This is a genomic window from Nocardia sp. NPDC019219, assembly GCF_040632645.1.
Lineage (GTDB): Bacteria > Actinomycetota > Actinomycetes > Mycobacteriales > Mycobacteriaceae > Nocardia > Nocardia sputorum.
Map to the genome: position 1 here is coordinate 454,973 of NZ_JBEYCG010000003.1, position 15,807 is coordinate 470,779.

Annotated in this window: 14 protein-coding genes; 11 read left to right on the forward strand and 3 right to left on the reverse strand. The window is 70.2% G+C overall.

Features of this window, described 5'->3' with window-relative positions; genetic code table 11:
- Positions 1–2: 2 nt before the first annotated feature.
- Both ABZ552_RS09260 and ABZ552_RS09265 read right to left on the reverse strand, forming a co-directional pair.
- The gene (locus ABZ552_RS09260; RefSeq protein WP_281880751.1) at positions 3–1,013 is read right to left on the reverse strand and encodes an ornithine cyclodeaminase family protein; all 1,011 of its coding nucleotides are present in this window, start codon (positions 1,011–1,013) and stop codon (positions 3–5) included.
- Entirely contained in the window at positions 985–2,142 is a 1,158-nt protein-coding gene (locus tag ABZ552_RS09265; RefSeq protein WP_281917279.1) for a TauD/TfdA family dioxygenase, read from the reverse strand. The genes ABZ552_RS09260 and ABZ552_RS09265 overlap by 29 nt, the downstream gene beginning before the upstream one ends.
- A 322-nt stretch (positions 2,143–2,464) precedes the next feature.
- Here ABZ552_RS09265 and ABZ552_RS09270 point away from each other — a divergent pair, with 322 nt between their 5' ends.
- The 9 genes from ABZ552_RS09270 (at position 2,465) to ABZ552_RS09310 (ending at position 12,143) form a co-directional block, all read left to right on the forward strand.
- Complete coding sequence (locus ABZ552_RS09270; protein WP_357436331.1) at positions 2,465–3,982, forward strand: ABC transporter substrate-binding protein; 1,518 nt, start codon at positions 2,465–2,467, stop codon at positions 3,980–3,982.
- Positions 3,979–4,908 carry an ABC transporter permease gene (locus ABZ552_RS09275; RefSeq protein ID WP_357436333.1) on the forward strand — a complete coding sequence of 310 codons (930 nt, stop codon included), beginning with the start codon at positions 3,979–3,981 and terminating at the stop codon, positions 4,906–4,908. The genes ABZ552_RS09270 and ABZ552_RS09275 overlap by 4 nt, the downstream gene beginning before the upstream one ends.
- Positions 4,905–5,723 carry an ABC transporter permease subunit gene (locus tag ABZ552_RS09280; RefSeq protein WP_357436335.1) on the forward strand — a complete coding sequence of 273 codons (819 nt, stop codon included), beginning with the start codon at positions 4,905–4,907 and terminating at the stop codon, positions 5,721–5,723. The genes ABZ552_RS09275 and ABZ552_RS09280 overlap by 4 nt, the downstream gene beginning before the upstream one ends.
- Positions 5,720–7,777, forward strand: coding sequence for an ATP-binding cassette domain-containing protein (locus tag ABZ552_RS09285; protein WP_357436337.1), 2,058 nt, complete (start codon positions 5,720–5,722; stop codon positions 7,775–7,777). Before ABZ552_RS09280 ends, ABZ552_RS09285 begins: the two co-directional genes overlap by 4 nt.
- A gap of 85 nt (positions 7,778–7,862) precedes the next feature.
- Positions 7,863–8,591 carry a lytic murein transglycosylase gene (locus tag ABZ552_RS09290; RefSeq protein ID WP_281880752.1) on the forward strand — a complete coding sequence of 243 codons (729 nt, stop codon included), beginning with the start codon at positions 7,863–7,865 and terminating at the stop codon, positions 8,589–8,591.
- Between the two features lie 114 nt (positions 8,592–8,705).
- Positions 8,706–9,992, forward strand: coding sequence for a phosphopyruvate hydratase (gene eno / locus ABZ552_RS09295; RefSeq protein ID WP_281877600.1), 1,287 nt, complete (start codon positions 8,706–8,708; stop codon positions 9,990–9,992).
- A 72-nt stretch (positions 9,993–10,064) separates the two neighbouring features.
- Positions 10,065–10,670: a septum formation initiator family protein gene (locus tag ABZ552_RS09300; RefSeq protein WP_281917282.1), complete on the forward strand. Its 606-nt coding sequence runs from the start codon at positions 10,065–10,067 to the stop codon at positions 10,668–10,670.
- A complete protein-coding gene (locus ABZ552_RS09305; protein WP_159843062.1) occupies positions 10,667–11,203 on the forward strand; it encodes a DUF501 domain-containing protein in 537 nt (178 codons plus the stop codon). The genes ABZ552_RS09300 and ABZ552_RS09305 overlap by 4 nt, the downstream gene beginning before the upstream one ends.
- A complete protein-coding gene (locus tag ABZ552_RS09310; protein WP_281917283.1) occupies positions 11,196–12,143 on the forward strand; it encodes a Ppx/GppA phosphatase family protein in 948 nt (315 codons plus the stop codon). Before ABZ552_RS09305 ends, ABZ552_RS09310 begins: the two co-directional genes overlap by 8 nt.
- Before the next feature lie 23 nt (positions 12,144–12,166).
- Here ABZ552_RS09310 and ABZ552_RS09315 read toward each other — a convergent pair whose 3' ends face one another.
- Positions 12,167–12,688 (reverse strand): SRPBCC family protein, encoded by a 522-nt coding sequence (locus tag ABZ552_RS09315; protein WP_357436340.1) that lies wholly within the window; start codon positions 12,686–12,688, stop codon positions 12,167–12,169.
- Between the two features lie 420 nt (positions 12,689–13,108).
- Between ABZ552_RS09315 and ABZ552_RS09320 the strand changes: the two genes are divergently transcribed.
- Positions 13,109–14,617 (forward strand): amino acid permease, encoded by a 1,509-nt coding sequence (locus ABZ552_RS09320; RefSeq protein WP_281877604.1) that lies wholly within the window; start codon positions 13,109–13,111, stop codon positions 14,615–14,617.
- A gap of 46 nt (positions 14,618–14,663) precedes the next feature.
- A complete protein-coding gene (locus ABZ552_RS09325; protein WP_281877605.1) occupies positions 14,664–15,581 on the forward strand; it encodes a ribonuclease Z in 918 nt (305 codons plus the stop codon).
- Positions 15,582–15,807: the final 226 nt, after the last annotated feature.

Consider the following 15,807-nt stretch of genomic DNA (forward strand, 5'->3'; position numbering starts at 1 on the left):
CGCTAATCCCACAGCGGCACCTCCGTACCGCGGCCTTCGGCGATCGCCCGCTCGGCCAGCGCGTGCGCGACCGCGATGTCGGTCAGCACCAGTCCACTGTTGTAGACGAAGACGCGCTCCTCGTCCGAGCGGCGCGCGACCGCACGGCGATTCAGGATCTGCGGCAGCTCGGCGTCCACCGGGCGCAGCGCGCCGTCGGGGCCCGCCATGTCGGTGCCGGTCAGCGCCATCTGCTCGGCGCTGGTCGCGATCACGCGGTCGGCATCGTTGAGCGTGGAGGGCGCGAGCCCGTAACCGACCAGCACCGCCACCGAACCCGGTGCCAGGTCGTCGGATTCGAGCGCTACCTCGGTGGCCGGGCCCGCCGTCGCCAGCACGACGTCGGCCGTCGCCGCGGCGGCGCGCGGATCGGTGACGGTCTCGAGCAGCGCGTGCGGGTGGTGCTCGGCGAGCCCGCGGTGCACGGCTTCCAGCCCCTCGGGATGCGTGCCGTACACCATCAGTTTGCGCAGCTGCGGGTTCGCGGCGAGCAGATGCGGCAGGGCGTTGCGCCCCTGGGTTCCGGTGCCGATCAGCAGCACGCTCTCCGCGCCGCGGCGGATCGTCTCGCGCACCAGCAGGGCCGACACGGCGGGCGTGCGCAGCGCGCCGACCCGCGCGCAGTCCATCATCGCGATCGGCGCACCGGTGCTGTCGTCGTAGAGCGTGATGGTCGTGTAATACCGCTTGGTGCTGCGATCGTGGCCGGGGTCGAACTTGTAGGAGGTCTTCATCGCCACCACGCGCCTGCGGCCGTCCCGGCCGAGCATGGCGTAGGCGACCGACCAGCCGTCCGGATTCGCGACGCTCAGCTTGCGCGGGTTGTCCGAATCACCCGCCGCCAGCGCCAGATACGCCTCTTCCACCGCGCGCACCACCGCGGCCGGTGTGATCGGCACGTCGGCGAGGTCGCTGCGGCTCAACACCCGCAGGGGTGTGCTTCGGTCACGCGTGCTCAAGGGGTCCTCGATCATGTCGTACTGCATCCCGCTCCTGAGTGCCGCTCTCGACCGGCGGGGTGTCCGCCGTTCGGAACGGGGCCACGGTTTGTTGCCCGTAGCCATTCTCGTCGGCTTCCTCGGCCCGGCGCCGACGTTCCGGAAGCCGGATGTTCACTCGCTTGAGCCACCGGTCGGTGCCGTCGTACCGCGCGGTGAACGGCACCCGGCCGTGCACGGCGACGTCGTTGTCCACCAGCAGCAGCTCACCGGGGGAAAGTGCGGCGGTCACGCATACGCGTTCGAGTTCGGCGGCGAGGTGCTCGTAGGCGGCGCGGAATTCCGGACCGGCGTCGGAGAGCGGGGTGTACGCCGGGTCGTAGCGCAGGGTCTGACCCTCGGTTCCGTCGGCGCTCCACAGCGTCGGAATCGGTGGCGCGGCGTAGTTTTCGTGTCCGTCACCGTAGGAGACGTCCGGCAGGATCGGAAGTGTCGGTGTGCTGAGCAGCTCACGCTGCGCGGTGGACAGCTCGATGCGCCGCACCGACGACACGGTGGTGCCGACCAGATCCGGATTGCGCAGACAGCCGAGCATCAGCAGGTTGGCGCGCCGCGGATGAAAGGCGTCCTCGGTGTGCGGGCTCAGCAGCACCGCGCTGCTGGCGCCGGACTGTTCGTGCTCGTGACCGGCTGCCGGGACGATGTTGTTGACCAGACGTCCGTCCTGCTGGCCTTGCCAGCCGAACGGCTCGCCCGCACTGCGCGCGAGCAGCAGCATGACCACATCGAGTTCGAACGAGTGCGCGCGCCGCGCCGGATCACCGCTCCAGCGCGCCGCTTCCCGCCAGCTCGGCGGCGTGGGACCGAATTCGTTGTCGGCCACGGGAAGACGGCCTACGACGGTCGCGCCGGCCGTGGTGGCGGGCGGACGCATGGCGTGGCGCACCTCGGCGGGAAGCGCCGCGGCGCCGGCATCGATCCGTTCGATGAGCGCCGGGTCCGTGAGGGTGCGCGCGGCGGCGGCGGGATCGGCGAGGGCCAGATCGAGTGTGGCGGAGATCTCCCTGGCGAGCGCGCGCACCGCGCGGCCGGCTCCGGGGGACAACTCCCGTCGTTCGAGATCTTGGGGGTGAAGCGTCTTACGTTCGGAGAGAACGCTTTTCACCGGGTATCCCTTCTTCGCATCGGTTCGAAAAGCAGGGGTCACGAGTTATCATGCGAAGGTAACCCTTCGGACTTAGTGAAGCAAGCCTTACCTAATCGAGTCGAAGAAAATATAGCAGAAACGCATAATTTCGAGCGGTTGAACGCGGCAGTCCCAGGCAGGCGCGCTCGAGGCGAGTGGGAACGTTTGCGGAAAATGCGCCCTAACGCTGCCGTTTCGGTGCCGGTATCGGTGAGTCGCGCAGCGGATTAGGCTAGCCTGTCCTGATCGCACCGTGCGCGCGGTACCGCGATGGGTTCGGTTCAGGAAGAGGGGCAGCGCAATGGTTTTGAATCGACGGCAACTGCTGCGGTCGAGCCTCGGGGCGGGAGCGGTGCTGCTGGCAGCCGCTTGTTCCGACGGCGGCGACACGTCCGGACCGGCGCGGCGTGGCGGCACGCTGCGGGTCGGCGCGCTCGGCACCGCGGCTCGCATCGAACGCGACCCGCACGCCAACCTCAGCAACGACAGCGACTTCCTGATCACGTCCCTGGTCTACGACGCGCTCACGGTGCCGGGTGGAAATCCGAATGTCGTGCCGCGCCTGGCAACCCGCTGGGAGCCGGATGCCGATCGACGGCGCTGGAGCTTCACCCTGGCCGAGAACGCGACCTTCCATGACGGCTCACCGGTGACGTCCGAGGACGTCGTATGGTCGCTGCGCAGGCTGCGCACGATCGGCGGCGCGTCGAAGATGCCGGTGGCCGTGGAGGACATCACCGCCGACGGGCCGAACCGGGTGATCCTGGCCGTGCCCGAGCCGAATACCCAGCTGCCGCTGCTGGTCCGGTTGATGACGTTCACCGCCAAGAAGGACACCACCGACTTCACCGGCGCGGTCGGCAGCGGACCGTTCCGTTTGGAGTCCTACCAGGGCGGCAACGCCCGGCTGGTGCGCAACGAGCGGTGGCACGGCGGGCCGCCGCCGCTGGACGCCATCGAGGTCACCATGTTCGAGAGCGTGACCGCGCTGGGCAACGCGGTACTCGGCGGGCAGATCGACCTGGCTTCGAACGTCGGAGCCATCGCGGGCCGCACCGCCGAGGGACGCGGCGACCTGACGGTCGTGCGCCGCCCGAACGACACGGTGGTCGGCGTCGCCATGCGCACCTCCGACGGGCCGTTCGCCGACGCGCGGGTGCGCACCGCCCTCCGGCTCGGCGTCGACCGCAAAGCCCTCGTCAACCAAGTGCATTCCGGATACGGAACGATCGCCAACGACATCCTCGGCACCGGCGATCCGCTCTACGACACCTCCCTCGCCCAGCGCACCCGCGACGTGGACCGCGCGAAGGCGCTGCTGCGCGAGGCGAATTTCGACACCGGACGCGGCTACCCGTTCGTCACCAAGGCCGAGGCGCCCGGCGAGGTCGAATCGGCCAAGGTGATCGCCACCCAGCTCGCCGAGATCGGCATCCGGCTGGAGGTCGTCACCCAGGAGCCGAACGCCTTCTACGACCAGACGTGGCTGAAGGCGCCGCTGTACACGATCTCGTGGGGCACCAACGATTCCACGCTGTTCTTCGCGAGCAAATTGCTGTCGAGCGGTTCGAACCGCAACGAGACCGGCTTCAAGGACGCGGCGTTCGACGCGGCCACGGCCAAGGCGCTCGCCGCGCACAGCGACGACGAATACCGGCAGGCCGCGCGGGAATTGCAACGCATCCAGTACGAACGCGGCGGATACCTGGTGTGGGGCATGGCCGACGGCATCGACATCGCCGCCGCCCGGGTGCGTGACCTGCCCACGCTCGGCGGGTTCGCCCGGGTTCAGCTGGAGAAGGCCTGGCTGGCCGGGTGATCTCGTTCGCGCGACTCCTGCTGCGGCGCGTCATCCTGCTGGTGACGCTGCTGGCCTGTGTCTTCGTCGCCGTGGACCTGCTGCCGGGCAGCACCGCCCGCACGGTCCTCGGCCGGGAGGCCGCGCCGGAGCAGATCGCGGCCAAAGAGCGCGAACTCGGCCTGGACCGGCCGCTGGCGGTGCGGTTCTGGCAGTGGATATCGGGCGTCGCCACCGGCGATTTCGGGCGCACCGCGCGCGGACGGCCGGTCAACGACCTGCTGGTCGAGAAGTTCCCGCCGACGCTGCTGCTCGGTGGGCTCGCCCTGGCAGTGACGGTGCTGGCGTCGCTCGCGCTCGGCGCGTGGTGGGCCACGCGTCCGGGCAGCGTGGCCGCGCGCGTGTTGCAGCCGACGACGACCACCGCGGTGGCCGTTCCGGAGTTCGTGATCGCCACCGTGCTGATCCTGGTGTTCGCATTGGCGCTGGGCTGGTTGCCCGCGGTCACCATCACCGGCCGTTCGGGGATGCCCGCCGGACCGGAGATGCTGGTGCTGCCGGTGTTCGCGCTCGCGTTGCCCCAGATCGGGTGGAACACCAGGGTGGTGCGCGCGGCCCTGTCCGACGCCGCGCTCGCTCCTCATGTGGAAAGCGCTGTGCTCGACGGTCTTTCGAGCCGCACGGTGCTGGTGCGGCATGTGCTGCCGTTCGCGTTGCCGACGATCGTCGCCAGCTTCGCCACCACGGTCGGGATGTTGCTCGGCGGGGCACTGGTGGTGGAGACGGTCTTCAACTATCCGGGTCTCGGTGCGGTCCTGGCCGGTTCGGTGGCCGATCGCGACACCTCGGTGGTCGCCGCGGTCGTCGCGCTGTCCGGGGTGGTCATCATGGTCGTGCTCGCGGTCGCCGACGGTATCCGCACCTGGTCGCTGCGGGGGCGCCGATGAACACTTCCACGAAGATCGGGAGCCGGGCGCGTCGGCTCGGACGGCTGACGGTCGTGCCCGCGCTGCTGGTCACGCTGCTGGCGGCGGCGGGGCCGACGCTGGCTCCGCATCCGGCGGAGGAGGCGATCGGCATCCCGTTCGGCGCTCCCGGAGCGGGCGCGCCGCTGGGCACCGATCGGCTCGGCCGCGACGTGCTCAGTCACCTGCTCTACGGCGGGTGGGGATTGCTGCTGGTGGCCGCGATCATCGCGGTGCTGGTGACCGGGTTGTCGTGTGTCCTCGGCGCGGTCGCGGCACTGCGCCCACGGATCGGCGAGTGGATCGAACTGGGCACCGACCTGTTCATCCTGCTGCCCGCGGTGCTGGGGATCCTGCTCGTGCTGACCTCGTGGCCGGACGCGGGCACCGCGGGACTGATCGTGCTGGCGTTGCTGTTCGGCGTCCCATATTGCGCGCGCATCTTCACCGCCGCCGCCGCCGGTGTCGCGGCATCCGGATATGTCGAGAGCGCGCGAGCCGCGGGTGAGTCGCTCGGACATCTCGTGTTCCGGGAGGTGATCCCGAATCTGCGGGCGGTGTCGACGACGCAGCTCGGCCTGCGTTTCGTGGCCGGGGTCTACCTCGTGAGCACCGCGTCGTTCCTGCAACTTCCGACGACGCTGGGCGCGAGCAACTGGGCGGTCATGGTGCGCGAGAACGCCTCCGGCATGCTGCTCAATCCCTGGGCGGTGCTGGCTCCGAGCCTCGCCATCGCGGTCGTCGCGGTGAGCGTGAATCTAGCGGTGGCGGCGTTCGGGCGAGGGGAGCGGGAATGAACGCGCACGTCGTCGAACACGAAAGCCGGACGGGTGCGGCGCACGGCGTCCGGCACGACCTCGTCGCGGTCGCGGGCCTGACCGTGCTGGGCCCGGACGGGCGGGAATTGGCCGGGCCGGCGACATTCCGGATTCCGGCGGGCACGGTCACGGCCCTCACCGGTCCGTCCGGGTCGGGCAAGACCACGGTGATGCGCGCCCTGCTCGGGCAACTGCCGTCGGCCACGGCGCGCGCGACGGGTTCGGTGTCGGTCGCCGGACACGACGTGTTCGCGCTCGATCGTGCGGCGCTGCATCGCTTCCGGCGTCGGCACATCGCCTACGTCGGGCAGGACCCGGGTTCGGCGCTGAACCCGCTGCTGCGCGTGCGCGCCCTGCTGCGCGAGGTCGCGCCGCGGGCGCCCGAGTCCACCCTGACCGACACGCTCGCGCTGGTCGGCCTGTCGCCGGACTATCTGCGCCGCCGCCCCGGTGAATTGTCCGGCGGCCAGCAGCGCCGCGTCGCCCTCGCCAGGGCGCTGATCCGCCGGACCGGCGTGCTGGTGCTCGACGAGCCGCTCGCCGGGCTGCACGGCGCGCTGCGCACCGACATCGCCGGGCAGCTCGCGGCACTGGCCCGCGAGCGGTCGGCGGCGATCCTGCTGTCCGGGCACGACACGGCTCTCGTGCACTCGATCGCCGACGACATCGTCGAACTCGGCGCGATCCTCCCTGCGTCCATCCATCCGGTTCGGGTGAGTGGTTCGCCGGGGAAGTCGTCGGTCGAGCCGGAGCATCCGGTTCGAGCGAATGGTTTGCCGGGGAAGCGGTCGGCTGAGTCGGAGCATCCGGTTCGGATGAGTGGTTCGCCGGGGAAGTCGTCGGGTGTGGCGGGGGCCGAGTCGGAGCATTCGGTGGAGGCGAGTGGTTTGCCGGGGAAGTCGTCGGGTGTGGCGGCTGAGCAGGAGCGTTCGGTTCAGGTGAGCGGTTTGCCGGGGAGGTCGTCGGGTGTGGCGGGGGCCGAGTCGGAGCATGCGGTTCGGGTGGACGGTTCGCTGGGGCAATCGTCCGGTGCGGCGGTGGAGCCCCGGTATCAGGTTCAGGGAAACGGTTCGCCGGAGAGAACGTTCGGTGCGTCTGCTGAGCCGGGAACGCGCCCGTTGTCCGCCACGTCTGCCGATCCAGCCGCGAGCCGGACGATCGCCGATGTCCCGACAGCCGGTGAACCCGCAGAGCCCGTGGCGGCAGCGAGCGGTGCCCGACAGTCGCGCCCTGACTTCGATCGGGCGCGAAACGGCTCGGCAGGCAGCCTTCCGGCCGCCGACGACCGGCCGCAAGGCGATGTCGTGCTGCGGGCTGCGGGAATCAGCGCCTCGATCGACGGACACCGGGTGCTCACCGATATCGATCTCGCGCTCGCGGCGGGTTCCGCGCTCGCGGTGGTCGGCGCGTCGGGCGCGGGCAAGACCACCTTGGCGCGCGTCATCGCGGGGTTGCATGCTTCGGCGACCGGTGCGCTCGAACTGGGCGGGACCCCGATCACCGTGGGCGCGAATCGGCGAATCCGGTATGGCGCGGGCGGTATTCAGCTGGTCACCCAGAATCCGAGGTCCGCGCTCAACCCTCGCCGCACCGTGGCGCAGACGCTCGGCCGCCCGCTGCGGCGGATCGGGCGTGTCGCGCGCCGGGACCTCGCGCGGCGGATCACCGAACTTCTCGCCGCTGTCGAGCTGTCCGCCGACCTGGCGGCCCGCTACCCGCACGAGCTGTCCGGCGGACAACGCCAGCGCGTGGCCTTGGCCCGCGCTCTCGCCGCCGAACCCGCCGTGCTCCTGTGCGACGAGATCACCTCGGCACTGGACCACCACACGGCGGCGGCGATCATGGCGCTGCTGGACCGGATTCGCACCGAACGCGGCACCGCCCTGCTGATCATCACCCACGACATGGCCCTGGTGGCCGAATACTGCCCCACGCTGCTCGTTCTCGATCAGGGTCGCATCGTCGAAACAGGCGACACCGAAACGGTTCTCGCCGCGCCGACGCACAACGCGACCAGCGAACTGCTCGTCTGAACCCCGAACGGCGCGGAGCCATGAGCGCATCCGACACGCAGTGGCTTTCGTCACCGGCTCGCCGCGGCAGCGCGCCGTCATCTGGATGATGGAAGGGGTGTTGCGAAAGACCGGCGTCTCGGCCGCCGTCGTGGTGCTCCTCGGGCTCGCCGGTTGCGGAGTCGACCGCACCCCGATCCCGGAGGGCATTCCGCCCGGGCCGGGCACTCCGCTGCCCGTGATCGACCTGGACGCTCCCGGCCGCACGGCCGTCCAACTGCGCGGCTGGGCCGACGAGCAGGCCGACGGGCTCGGCATCCCGTCGATCGCGCTGGAGGCGTACGGCTACGCGGCGGCCGTGATGACCAGGGCGCGTCCCGACTGCGGCGTCGCGTGGACGACGCTCGCGGGCATCGCGAGCGTGGAGAGCAAGCACGGCACCCACCGCGGGGCGAAGCTGGATGCGGACGGCTCGGTCCGCCCGCCGATCATCGGCGTCCCGCTGGACGGCTCGCCCGGCGTCGCGCTGGTGCAGGACACCGACGACGGCGCGCTCGACGGCGATCCGGTGCACGACCGCGCCGTCGGCCCGCTGCAGTTCATCCCGGAGACCTGGAAGCGCTGGGGCGTCGACGCCAACGGCGACGGCGCCGCCGATCCGCAGAACATCGACGACGCCGCGCTCACCGCCGCCAGATACCTGTGCGCCAGCGGCGGTGACCTCACTTCCGAGCACGGCTGGCAGCGGGCGTTGCTCACCTACAACCAGTCGCACGCCTACCTGCTGACGGTGCGCGATCGGGCCGCCAGCTACAGCATCGGCCGCCGGGTGTGATCCCCCGGTCCCCGGAGTGCCGGTTACCCGCGCCGCCGCCGGGACGATAGGCTCGCAGCGCACGGCCCATCCCGTGAGACCAACCGTGTCAGCAGCCGAAGGAGTGTCGTTTTCGTGGCCATCATCGAACAGGTCGGAGCTCGCGAGATCCTGGATTCCCGCGGTAACCCCACCGTCGAGGTCGAGATCGCTCTCGACGACGGCACCCTGACCCGGGCCGCCGTGCCTTCCGGCGCGTCCACCGGCGAGCACGAGGCCGTGGAACTGCGCGACGGTGGCGAGCGCTACGGCGGCAAGGGCGTGCGCAAGGCGGTCGAGGGTGTGCTCGACGAGATCGCGCCCGCCGTCATCGGCCTCGACGCCGTGGAGCAGCGCACCATCGATCAGGTCCTGCTCGACCTGGACGGCACCCAGGACAAGTCCCGGCTCGGCGCCAACGCCCTGCTCGGCGTCTCGCTGGCCGTGGCCCGCGCCGCCGCCGAGTCCTCGGGGCTCGAGCTGTTCCGCTACCTCGGCGGCCCGAACGCGCACGTGCTGCCCGTCCCGATGATGAACATCCTCAACGGCGGCGCGCACGCCGACACCGGCGTCGACGTGCAGGAATTCATGGTCGCCCCGATCGGCGCGCCGACGTTCAAGGAGTCGCTGCGCTGGGGCGCGGAGGTCTACCACGCCCTCAAGGCGGTGCTGAAGGCCAAGGGCCTGTCCACCGGTCTCGGTGACGAGGGCGGTTTCGCCCCCGACGTGGCCGGCACCAAGGCCGCGCTCGACCTGATCAGCGAGGCCATCGGCAAGACCGGCCTGAAGCTGGGCAGTGACGTGGCGCTCGCGCTGGACGTCGCGGCCACCGAGTTCTACACCTCCGGCAGCGGCTACAAGTTCGAGGGCGTCGTGCGCTCCGCCGAGGAGATGGCGCAGTTCTACGCCGAACTGATCGGCGCCTACCCGCTGGTATCCATCGAGGACCCGCTCTCGGAGGACGACTGGGACGGCTGGGTGACCCTGACCGACCAGATCGGCGAGAAGATCCAGCTCGTCGGCGACGACCTGTTCGTCACCAACCCGGAGCGCCTGGAAGAGGGCATCGCCAAGGGCGCCGCCAACGCGCTGCTGGTGAAGGTGAACCAGATCGGCACGCTCACCGAGACCCTGGACGCGGTGGAGCTGGCGCACCGCAACGGCTACAAGACGATGATGTCGCACCGGTCCGGCGAGACCGAGGACACCACCATCGCCGACCTCGCCGTCGCGGTGGGCAGCGGCCAGATCAAGACCGGCGCTCCCGCCCGCAGCGAGCGCGTCGCCAAGTACAACCAGCTGCTGCGCATCGAGGACGCGCTCGGCGATTCGGCGCGCTACGCCGGCGACGTCGCGTTCCCCCGGTTCGCGTTCGAAGGCTGACCTGCGGTGCCCGGCGGGGGTGGTGTGCCCGACCCACGCAGGGCGCCGGCGAAGTAGAGACCGAGGCGTGAGATGACGGAGCGACGTGCGCGTGGGACCAGTCCGGCCGGACGCGGGGACCGCCGCACGTCGCGTGCCGCCGGATCACGCCCGGCCGATGCCGCGGCCAAACGCGGCCGCAGGCGATCGGAGACCGCGGAGAAACCGAAGCCGCGCACGATCGCGTCCCGTTCGGCAGGCGACAAGCACGACCACACCTTCCTCGGTCTCTCCACCGGCAAGGCGGTGATCCTCGCGATGGTGGTGTGCGGGCTCGCGCTCACCCTCGCCGTGCCCATGCGCACGTACTTCACCCAGCGCGCGGAGGCGGCGCAACTGGCGCAGCAGCGCGCGGAACTCGAGGCGGATCTCGCCCGGTTACGGGATCGTCGCGCGCAGCAACAGGATCCGGCCTACATCCGTACCGAGGCGCGGGACCGCCTGCGCCTGGTGATGCCCGGCGAGACGCCGTACATCGTGCAGGTGCCCGGCATCGAGGCCCCCGCGCCGCCGCCCGCGCCCACCAGAGCCAGAGAACCCGATCCCTGGTACACCGAAGTGTGGCGCAGCATCGCCGAGCCGCAGCCCACGCCCGCGGCCGCCGCGCCACTACCGCAAGCACCGGAAGGACATAGGTGACCGCACCCACCGACCAGGATCTCGCGATCATCGCCGAGCAGCTGGGCCGTGCGCCGCGCGGCGTGCTCGCCATCGCCTACCGCACCCCGGACGGGATCCCGGCCGTTGTGAAGACCGCGCCCCGGCTGCCGGACGGCACCCCCTTCCCGACGCTCTACTACCTCACCGATCCCCGGCTCACCGCGGAGGCGAGCAGACAGGAATCGGCCGGTGTGATGCGGGAGATGACGGAGCGGCTCGCCGCCGACCAGGAGCTGGCCGCCGCCTATCGCGCCGCGCACGAGAGCTATCTGGCCGAACGCGACGAAATCGAATCGCTCGGTACCGATTTCACCGGCGGCGGGATGCCCGAACGCGTCAAGTGCCTGCACGTCCTGATCGCCCACGCCTTGGCCAAGGGGCCGGGCGTGAACCCGCTCGGTGACGAGGCCGTGGCGCTGGCCGCCGAGCACGGCCTGCGCGGCACCGCGATTCCGGCCGACTGGCCCGCGCATCCGACCGCCCGCGAGAATCTGGAGCACAGCGATGAGTGACCGGGTAGCCGCCGTGGACTGCGGCACGAACTCCATCCGACTGTTGATCGCCGACGTGCTCGGCGACGGACGCTTGGCCGACGTGCACCGGGAGATGCGCATCGTCCGCCTTGGCCAAGGGGTCGACGCGACCGGCTCGCTGGCGCCCGAGGCGATCGAGCGCACCCGCGCCGCCCTGGCCGACTACGCCGCGCTGATGCGCGAGGCGGGGGTCGGCCGGGTGCGGATGGTGGCCACGTCCGCCACCCGGGACGCCGCCAATCGGGAGGACTTCTTCGCCATGGCGCGGGCCGAACTCGGCACCGTTGTCGCGGGCGCGGAAGCCGAGGTGATCACCGGCGACGAGGAGGCGCGCCTGTCGTTCGCCGGCGCGATCGGGGAGTTGTCCAGCGCGTCAGGGCCTTTCGTCGTGGTAGACCTGGGCGGCGGTTCCACCGAGCTGGTGTTCGGCGACAGCGCGGGAGTGCGGGCCGCGTTCTCCGCCGACATCGGTTGCGTCCGCATCACCGAGCGGTGCCTGGCGGGTAACCCGCCGACGGCGGAGGAGATCGCCGCCGCCCGCGCCTTCGCCACCGAGCGGTTGACCGAGGCGTTCACGCACGTTCCCGTGGAGGGCGCGCACACCTGGGTCGGCGTGGCGGGCACGATGACCACCCTGGCCGCGGTCGCGCTCGATCTGCCGGAATACGACTCCGAAAGGGTGCACCTCACCCGCTTGACCCTGGATCAGGTTCACCAGGTCTGCGACCGCCTGATCGCCATGGACCACGATCAGCGCGCCGCGCTCGGGCCGATGCATCCCGGCCGGGTCGACGTGATCGGCGGCGGCGCGGTCATCACCGAGGTGCTCGCCGAGGAACTGTCCCGGCGCGCGGGCATCGCCGAACTTGTCGTCAGCGAGCACGACATCCTCGACGGCATCGCCTTGTCGATCGCCTGATTCCGCTCGGCCCGCGCGTCCGGTCAGGTCTGCAGCGGGTGTCCGTCGAGTTTCACCTCGGCGTGCGTGTCGGTTCCGGCTCGAACGCCCAGTTCGGTGCGACTGCGGCGGGATTTGCCGACCGCGATGTCGGCGAGCCGGGAGAGCGACTCCATGTTCCGCGGCACCAACAGGAGCTCTTGCAGCACATTGGGCACCATTCTCCCCAGCCCGCGTTCGGCGTGCTCGTACATCCGGATCTGGGTTTCGCCGGGCACGGTCTCGACGAGTTCCAGACGGATCCACGCGGCGCCGATCGGCGAGAGCTTGGCTTCCAGTTCGAGCATGTGCGGCGGATCCACCGACACGACCTTGGTGGTGTCGTTCACGGTGAAGGGCCACACGCCTGCGCTGTAGTGCAGCTGGGCGCCGACGCCGGGCCACTCGTCGTCGACGTCGCGGATGTGGGTGGCGCCGACCACCCAGGCGCAGAACAGCCATCCGTCGGCCAGGACGGCGAAGACGTCTTCCGGTGTCGTCGGCACGGTGATTTCCACGTGGACCATCAGCTCAACGCTTCCTGGGAGTGGGCGGGGGCTGGTTTGCCTGTCGCTTGCGGGGTGCCCGGTCGGCCGGCGGGCAAACCACGTGCCCCGGTCCGATTCCTCCGCCCGGCTGAACAGAACAAACGAATCCCCCGCGGCGCCGCAGCGGATGCCATCTTCGGGAGATGGTCGAAGCGACAAGTTCGGCACCGGTATCTTCTTCCCGGTTGGTCCCGGAACATCGGTGTCGGGTAGTTTGGCTCGGTTCTATGACCCAGGTCACGGGTTCGCGTACTCCGGTATCACCGGGCGGTCGTGGTGTGTGCGGGGCTGATCGTCACCGCCAATGCGCTAATGGCCAGCAAATTCATGACCGGCGTGCATCGACTCGCCGCATGGGTACAGAACACCAAGCACAGCAGCACGAATTAAGGAGAACGCGTGACTAACCCCGGGCCACAAGCCGATCCGGCGGGTGATGTCTCGTCTCGGTGGGGCGGCCTGTTCCGCACCAAGTCCATCGAACAGTCGATCCGCGACACCGACGAGCCCGACTCGAAACTCCGCAAGGACCTGACCGCCTGGGACCTCACCGTCTTCGGCGTGGCCGTCGTGGTCGGGGCGGGCATCTTCACCCTCACCGCGCGCACCGCGGGCAATGTCGCGGGCCCGTCGGTCTCGCTCGCCTTCGTGTTCGCCGCGATCGCCTGCGGGCTGACCGCCCTCTGCTACGCCGAGTTCGCCTCCACCGTGCCGGTGGCGGGCAGCGCCTACACCTACTCCTACGCCACCTTCGGCGAGCTCGTGGCCTGGATCATCGGCTGGGACCTGATCCTGGAATTCGCGCTCGCCGCGGCGGTGGTGGCCAAGGGCTGGTCGCAGTACCTCGGCGAGGTACTCGGCACCACCTCCCCGATCGTGCACCTGGGCCCGGTGACTTTCGACTGGGGCGCGGTGCTGCTGATCACCGTGCTCGGCGTGCTGCTCGCGACCGGCACCAAGGTGTCCTCGCGAGTCTCGGCGGTGGCGGTCGCCATCAAGCTGGGCGTGATCGCGCTGGTGCTGGTCGTGGGCGCCACCTACTTCAAGTCGTCGAACCTCTCGCCCTACATTCCGCCGTCGCAGGCGGGTGAGCGCGGCGAGGGCCTGCGGCAGTCGCTGTTCTCCTATCTGACCGGCGCCGGGGACAGCAACTTCGGCTGGTACGGCCTGCTCGCCGCGGCCAGCCTGGTGTTCTTCGCGTTCATCGGCTTCGATGTGGTCGCCACGACCGCCGAGGAGACCCGCAACCCGCAGAAGGCGGTGCCGCGCGGCATCCTCGGCTCGCTGCTCATCGTCACGATCCTGTACGTCGCGGTGTCGCTCGTGCTCACCGGCATGGTGCCCTACACCGAGCTGGCCGGGGGCGACGCGACCCTGGCGACCGCGTTCGGCATCCACGGAGTGACCTGGGCGAAGAACATCATCTCCATCGGCGCGCTCGCCGGGCTCACCACGGTGGTGATGGTGATGTACCTCGGGCAGACGCGGGTGCTGTTCGCGATGTCGCGCGACGGGCTGATGCCGCGCAGGCTCGCGCACACCGGCCAGAACGGCACACCGGTGCGCGTCACCGTCATCGTCGGCGTGGCATGCGCGCTGCTGGCCGGGTTCGTGGACTTCGGCACGCTGGAGGAGATGGTCAACATCGGGACGCTGTTCGCGTTCGTGCTGGTGTCGATCGGCGTGCTCATCCTGCGGCGCACACGCCCGGACCTGCCGCGCGGATTCCGGGTCCCGCTCGTGCCGGTCGTCCCCGTCCTGGCGGTGCTGGCGTGCCTGTGGCTGATGCTGAACCTGTCGGTGGAGACCTGGCTGCGGTTCCTGGTGTGGATGGTGATCGGGTTCGTCGTCTACTTCACCTACTCCCGGCGCAACTCCCTGCTCCGGAAGGCTCCTGCTCTCGAGTGACGCGGCCGTGTTCGGCTCCTCGGAGGTGGGCGGCTAGCCTGACGCCGTGTCGCAGCGTGAGTTGGTTGTGCTCGGAACCGCGAGTCAGGTGCCGACGAAACAGCGGAACCACAACGGGTACCTGCTCCGGTGGGACGACGAGGCGATCCTGTTCGACCCCGGTGAGGGAACGCAGCGGCAGATGACCTATGCCGGTGTGACCGCCACCGGGCTGACCCGGATCGCCATCACCCATTTCCACGGCGACCACAGCCTCGGGCTGGCCGGGGTGGTGCAGCGGATCAACCTCGATCGGGTGCCGCATCCGGTCGACGTCTGGTTCCCCGCGTCCGGCGCGGTGTACTACGACCGGCTGGTCAACGCGACGTCCTACTACCACCGCGCCGAACTGCGGCCGCGCCCGGTGGCCGGACCGGGGCCCGTCGACCTGCCCGAGGCGCCGTTCACGGTGACGGCGGTGCCGCTGTCGCATCCGGTGGACACCTTCGGCTATCGGCTCAGCGAGCCGCCCGGTCGCCGCATCCTGCCGGACCGATTGCGCGCCTTGGGATTACGCGGGCCGATCATCTCCGAACTGCAACAGCGCGGCAGCGTCGAGTCCGATGGGCGCACAATCAGTTTGGCGGAGATCAGCGAACCTCGATCCGGTCAGAGCTTCGCCTTCGTGATGGACACCCGGCTGTGCCCCGGCGTCCGGGAACTCGCCGCCGATGTCGACATGCTCGTCATCGAAGCCACATTCCTGGACGCCGACGAACATCTGGCGGTCGAGTACGGTCATCTCACCGCGGGCCAAGCCGCGCGGGTGGCCGCCGACGCGGGCGTTCGCACCCTGGTGCTCACCCACTTCTCCCAGCGCTACCGCGATCTCGACGAGCACCTGGCGGAAGCGGCGAAGTACTTCACCGGCGAGATCCACATCGCCACCGATCTGGCCCGAATCCCGCTACCGCCACGCCGCTGACCCCGCTCCGGACATCCGACACGCCGAGATGATCCGTGGACGCTAACACCAGCCCGCCGTCACCGATCTAGTTCTCTGGGACGCCTGCCGGCCCCGGGCTGGAAACCGCCGTCATCGGCACCGGTCACCCGACCGCGCCGTCCGGCACCCGGCCACGGCCGACGCCCCGCCACCCCGGCGAATTGTCGGAATTCCGGTACAGCCGTACGACTCGGTACGCTGTCCC

What these genes read in the sequence shown, in the direction of transcription:
- ABZ552_RS09270 (WP_357436331.1), top strand. Translation starts at nt 2,465, where the DNA reads ATGGTTTTGAATCGACGGCAACTGCTGCGGTCGAGCCTCGGGGCGGGA.
- ABZ552_RS09285 (WP_357436337.1), top strand. Translation starts at nt 5,720, where the DNA reads ATGAACGCGCACGTCGTCGAACACGAAAGCCGGACGGGTGCGGCGCAC.
- ABZ552_RS09280 (WP_357436335.1), top strand. Translation starts at nt 4,905, where the DNA reads ATGAACACTTCCACGAAGATCGGGAGCCGGGCGCGTCGGCTCGGACGG.
- ABZ552_RS09300 (WP_281917282.1), top strand. Translation starts at nt 10,065, where the DNA reads ATGACGGAGCGACGTGCGCGTGGGACCAGTCCGGCCGGACGCGGGGAC.
- ABZ552_RS09310 (WP_281917283.1), top strand. Translation starts at nt 11,196, where the DNA reads ATGAGTGACCGGGTAGCCGCCGTGGACTGCGGCACGAACTCCATCCGA.
- ABZ552_RS09315 (WP_357436340.1), bottom strand. Translation starts at nt 12,688, where the DNA reads ATGGTCCACGTGGAAATCACCGTGCCGACGACACCGGAAGACGTCTTC.
- ABZ552_RS09260 (WP_281880751.1), bottom strand. Translation starts at nt 1,013, where the DNA reads ATGATCGAGGACCCCTTGAGCACGCGTGACCGAAGCACACCCCTGCGG.
- ABZ552_RS09290 (WP_281880752.1), top strand. Translation starts at nt 7,863, where the DNA reads ATGATGGAAGGGGTGTTGCGAAAGACCGGCGTCTCGGCCGCCGTCGTG.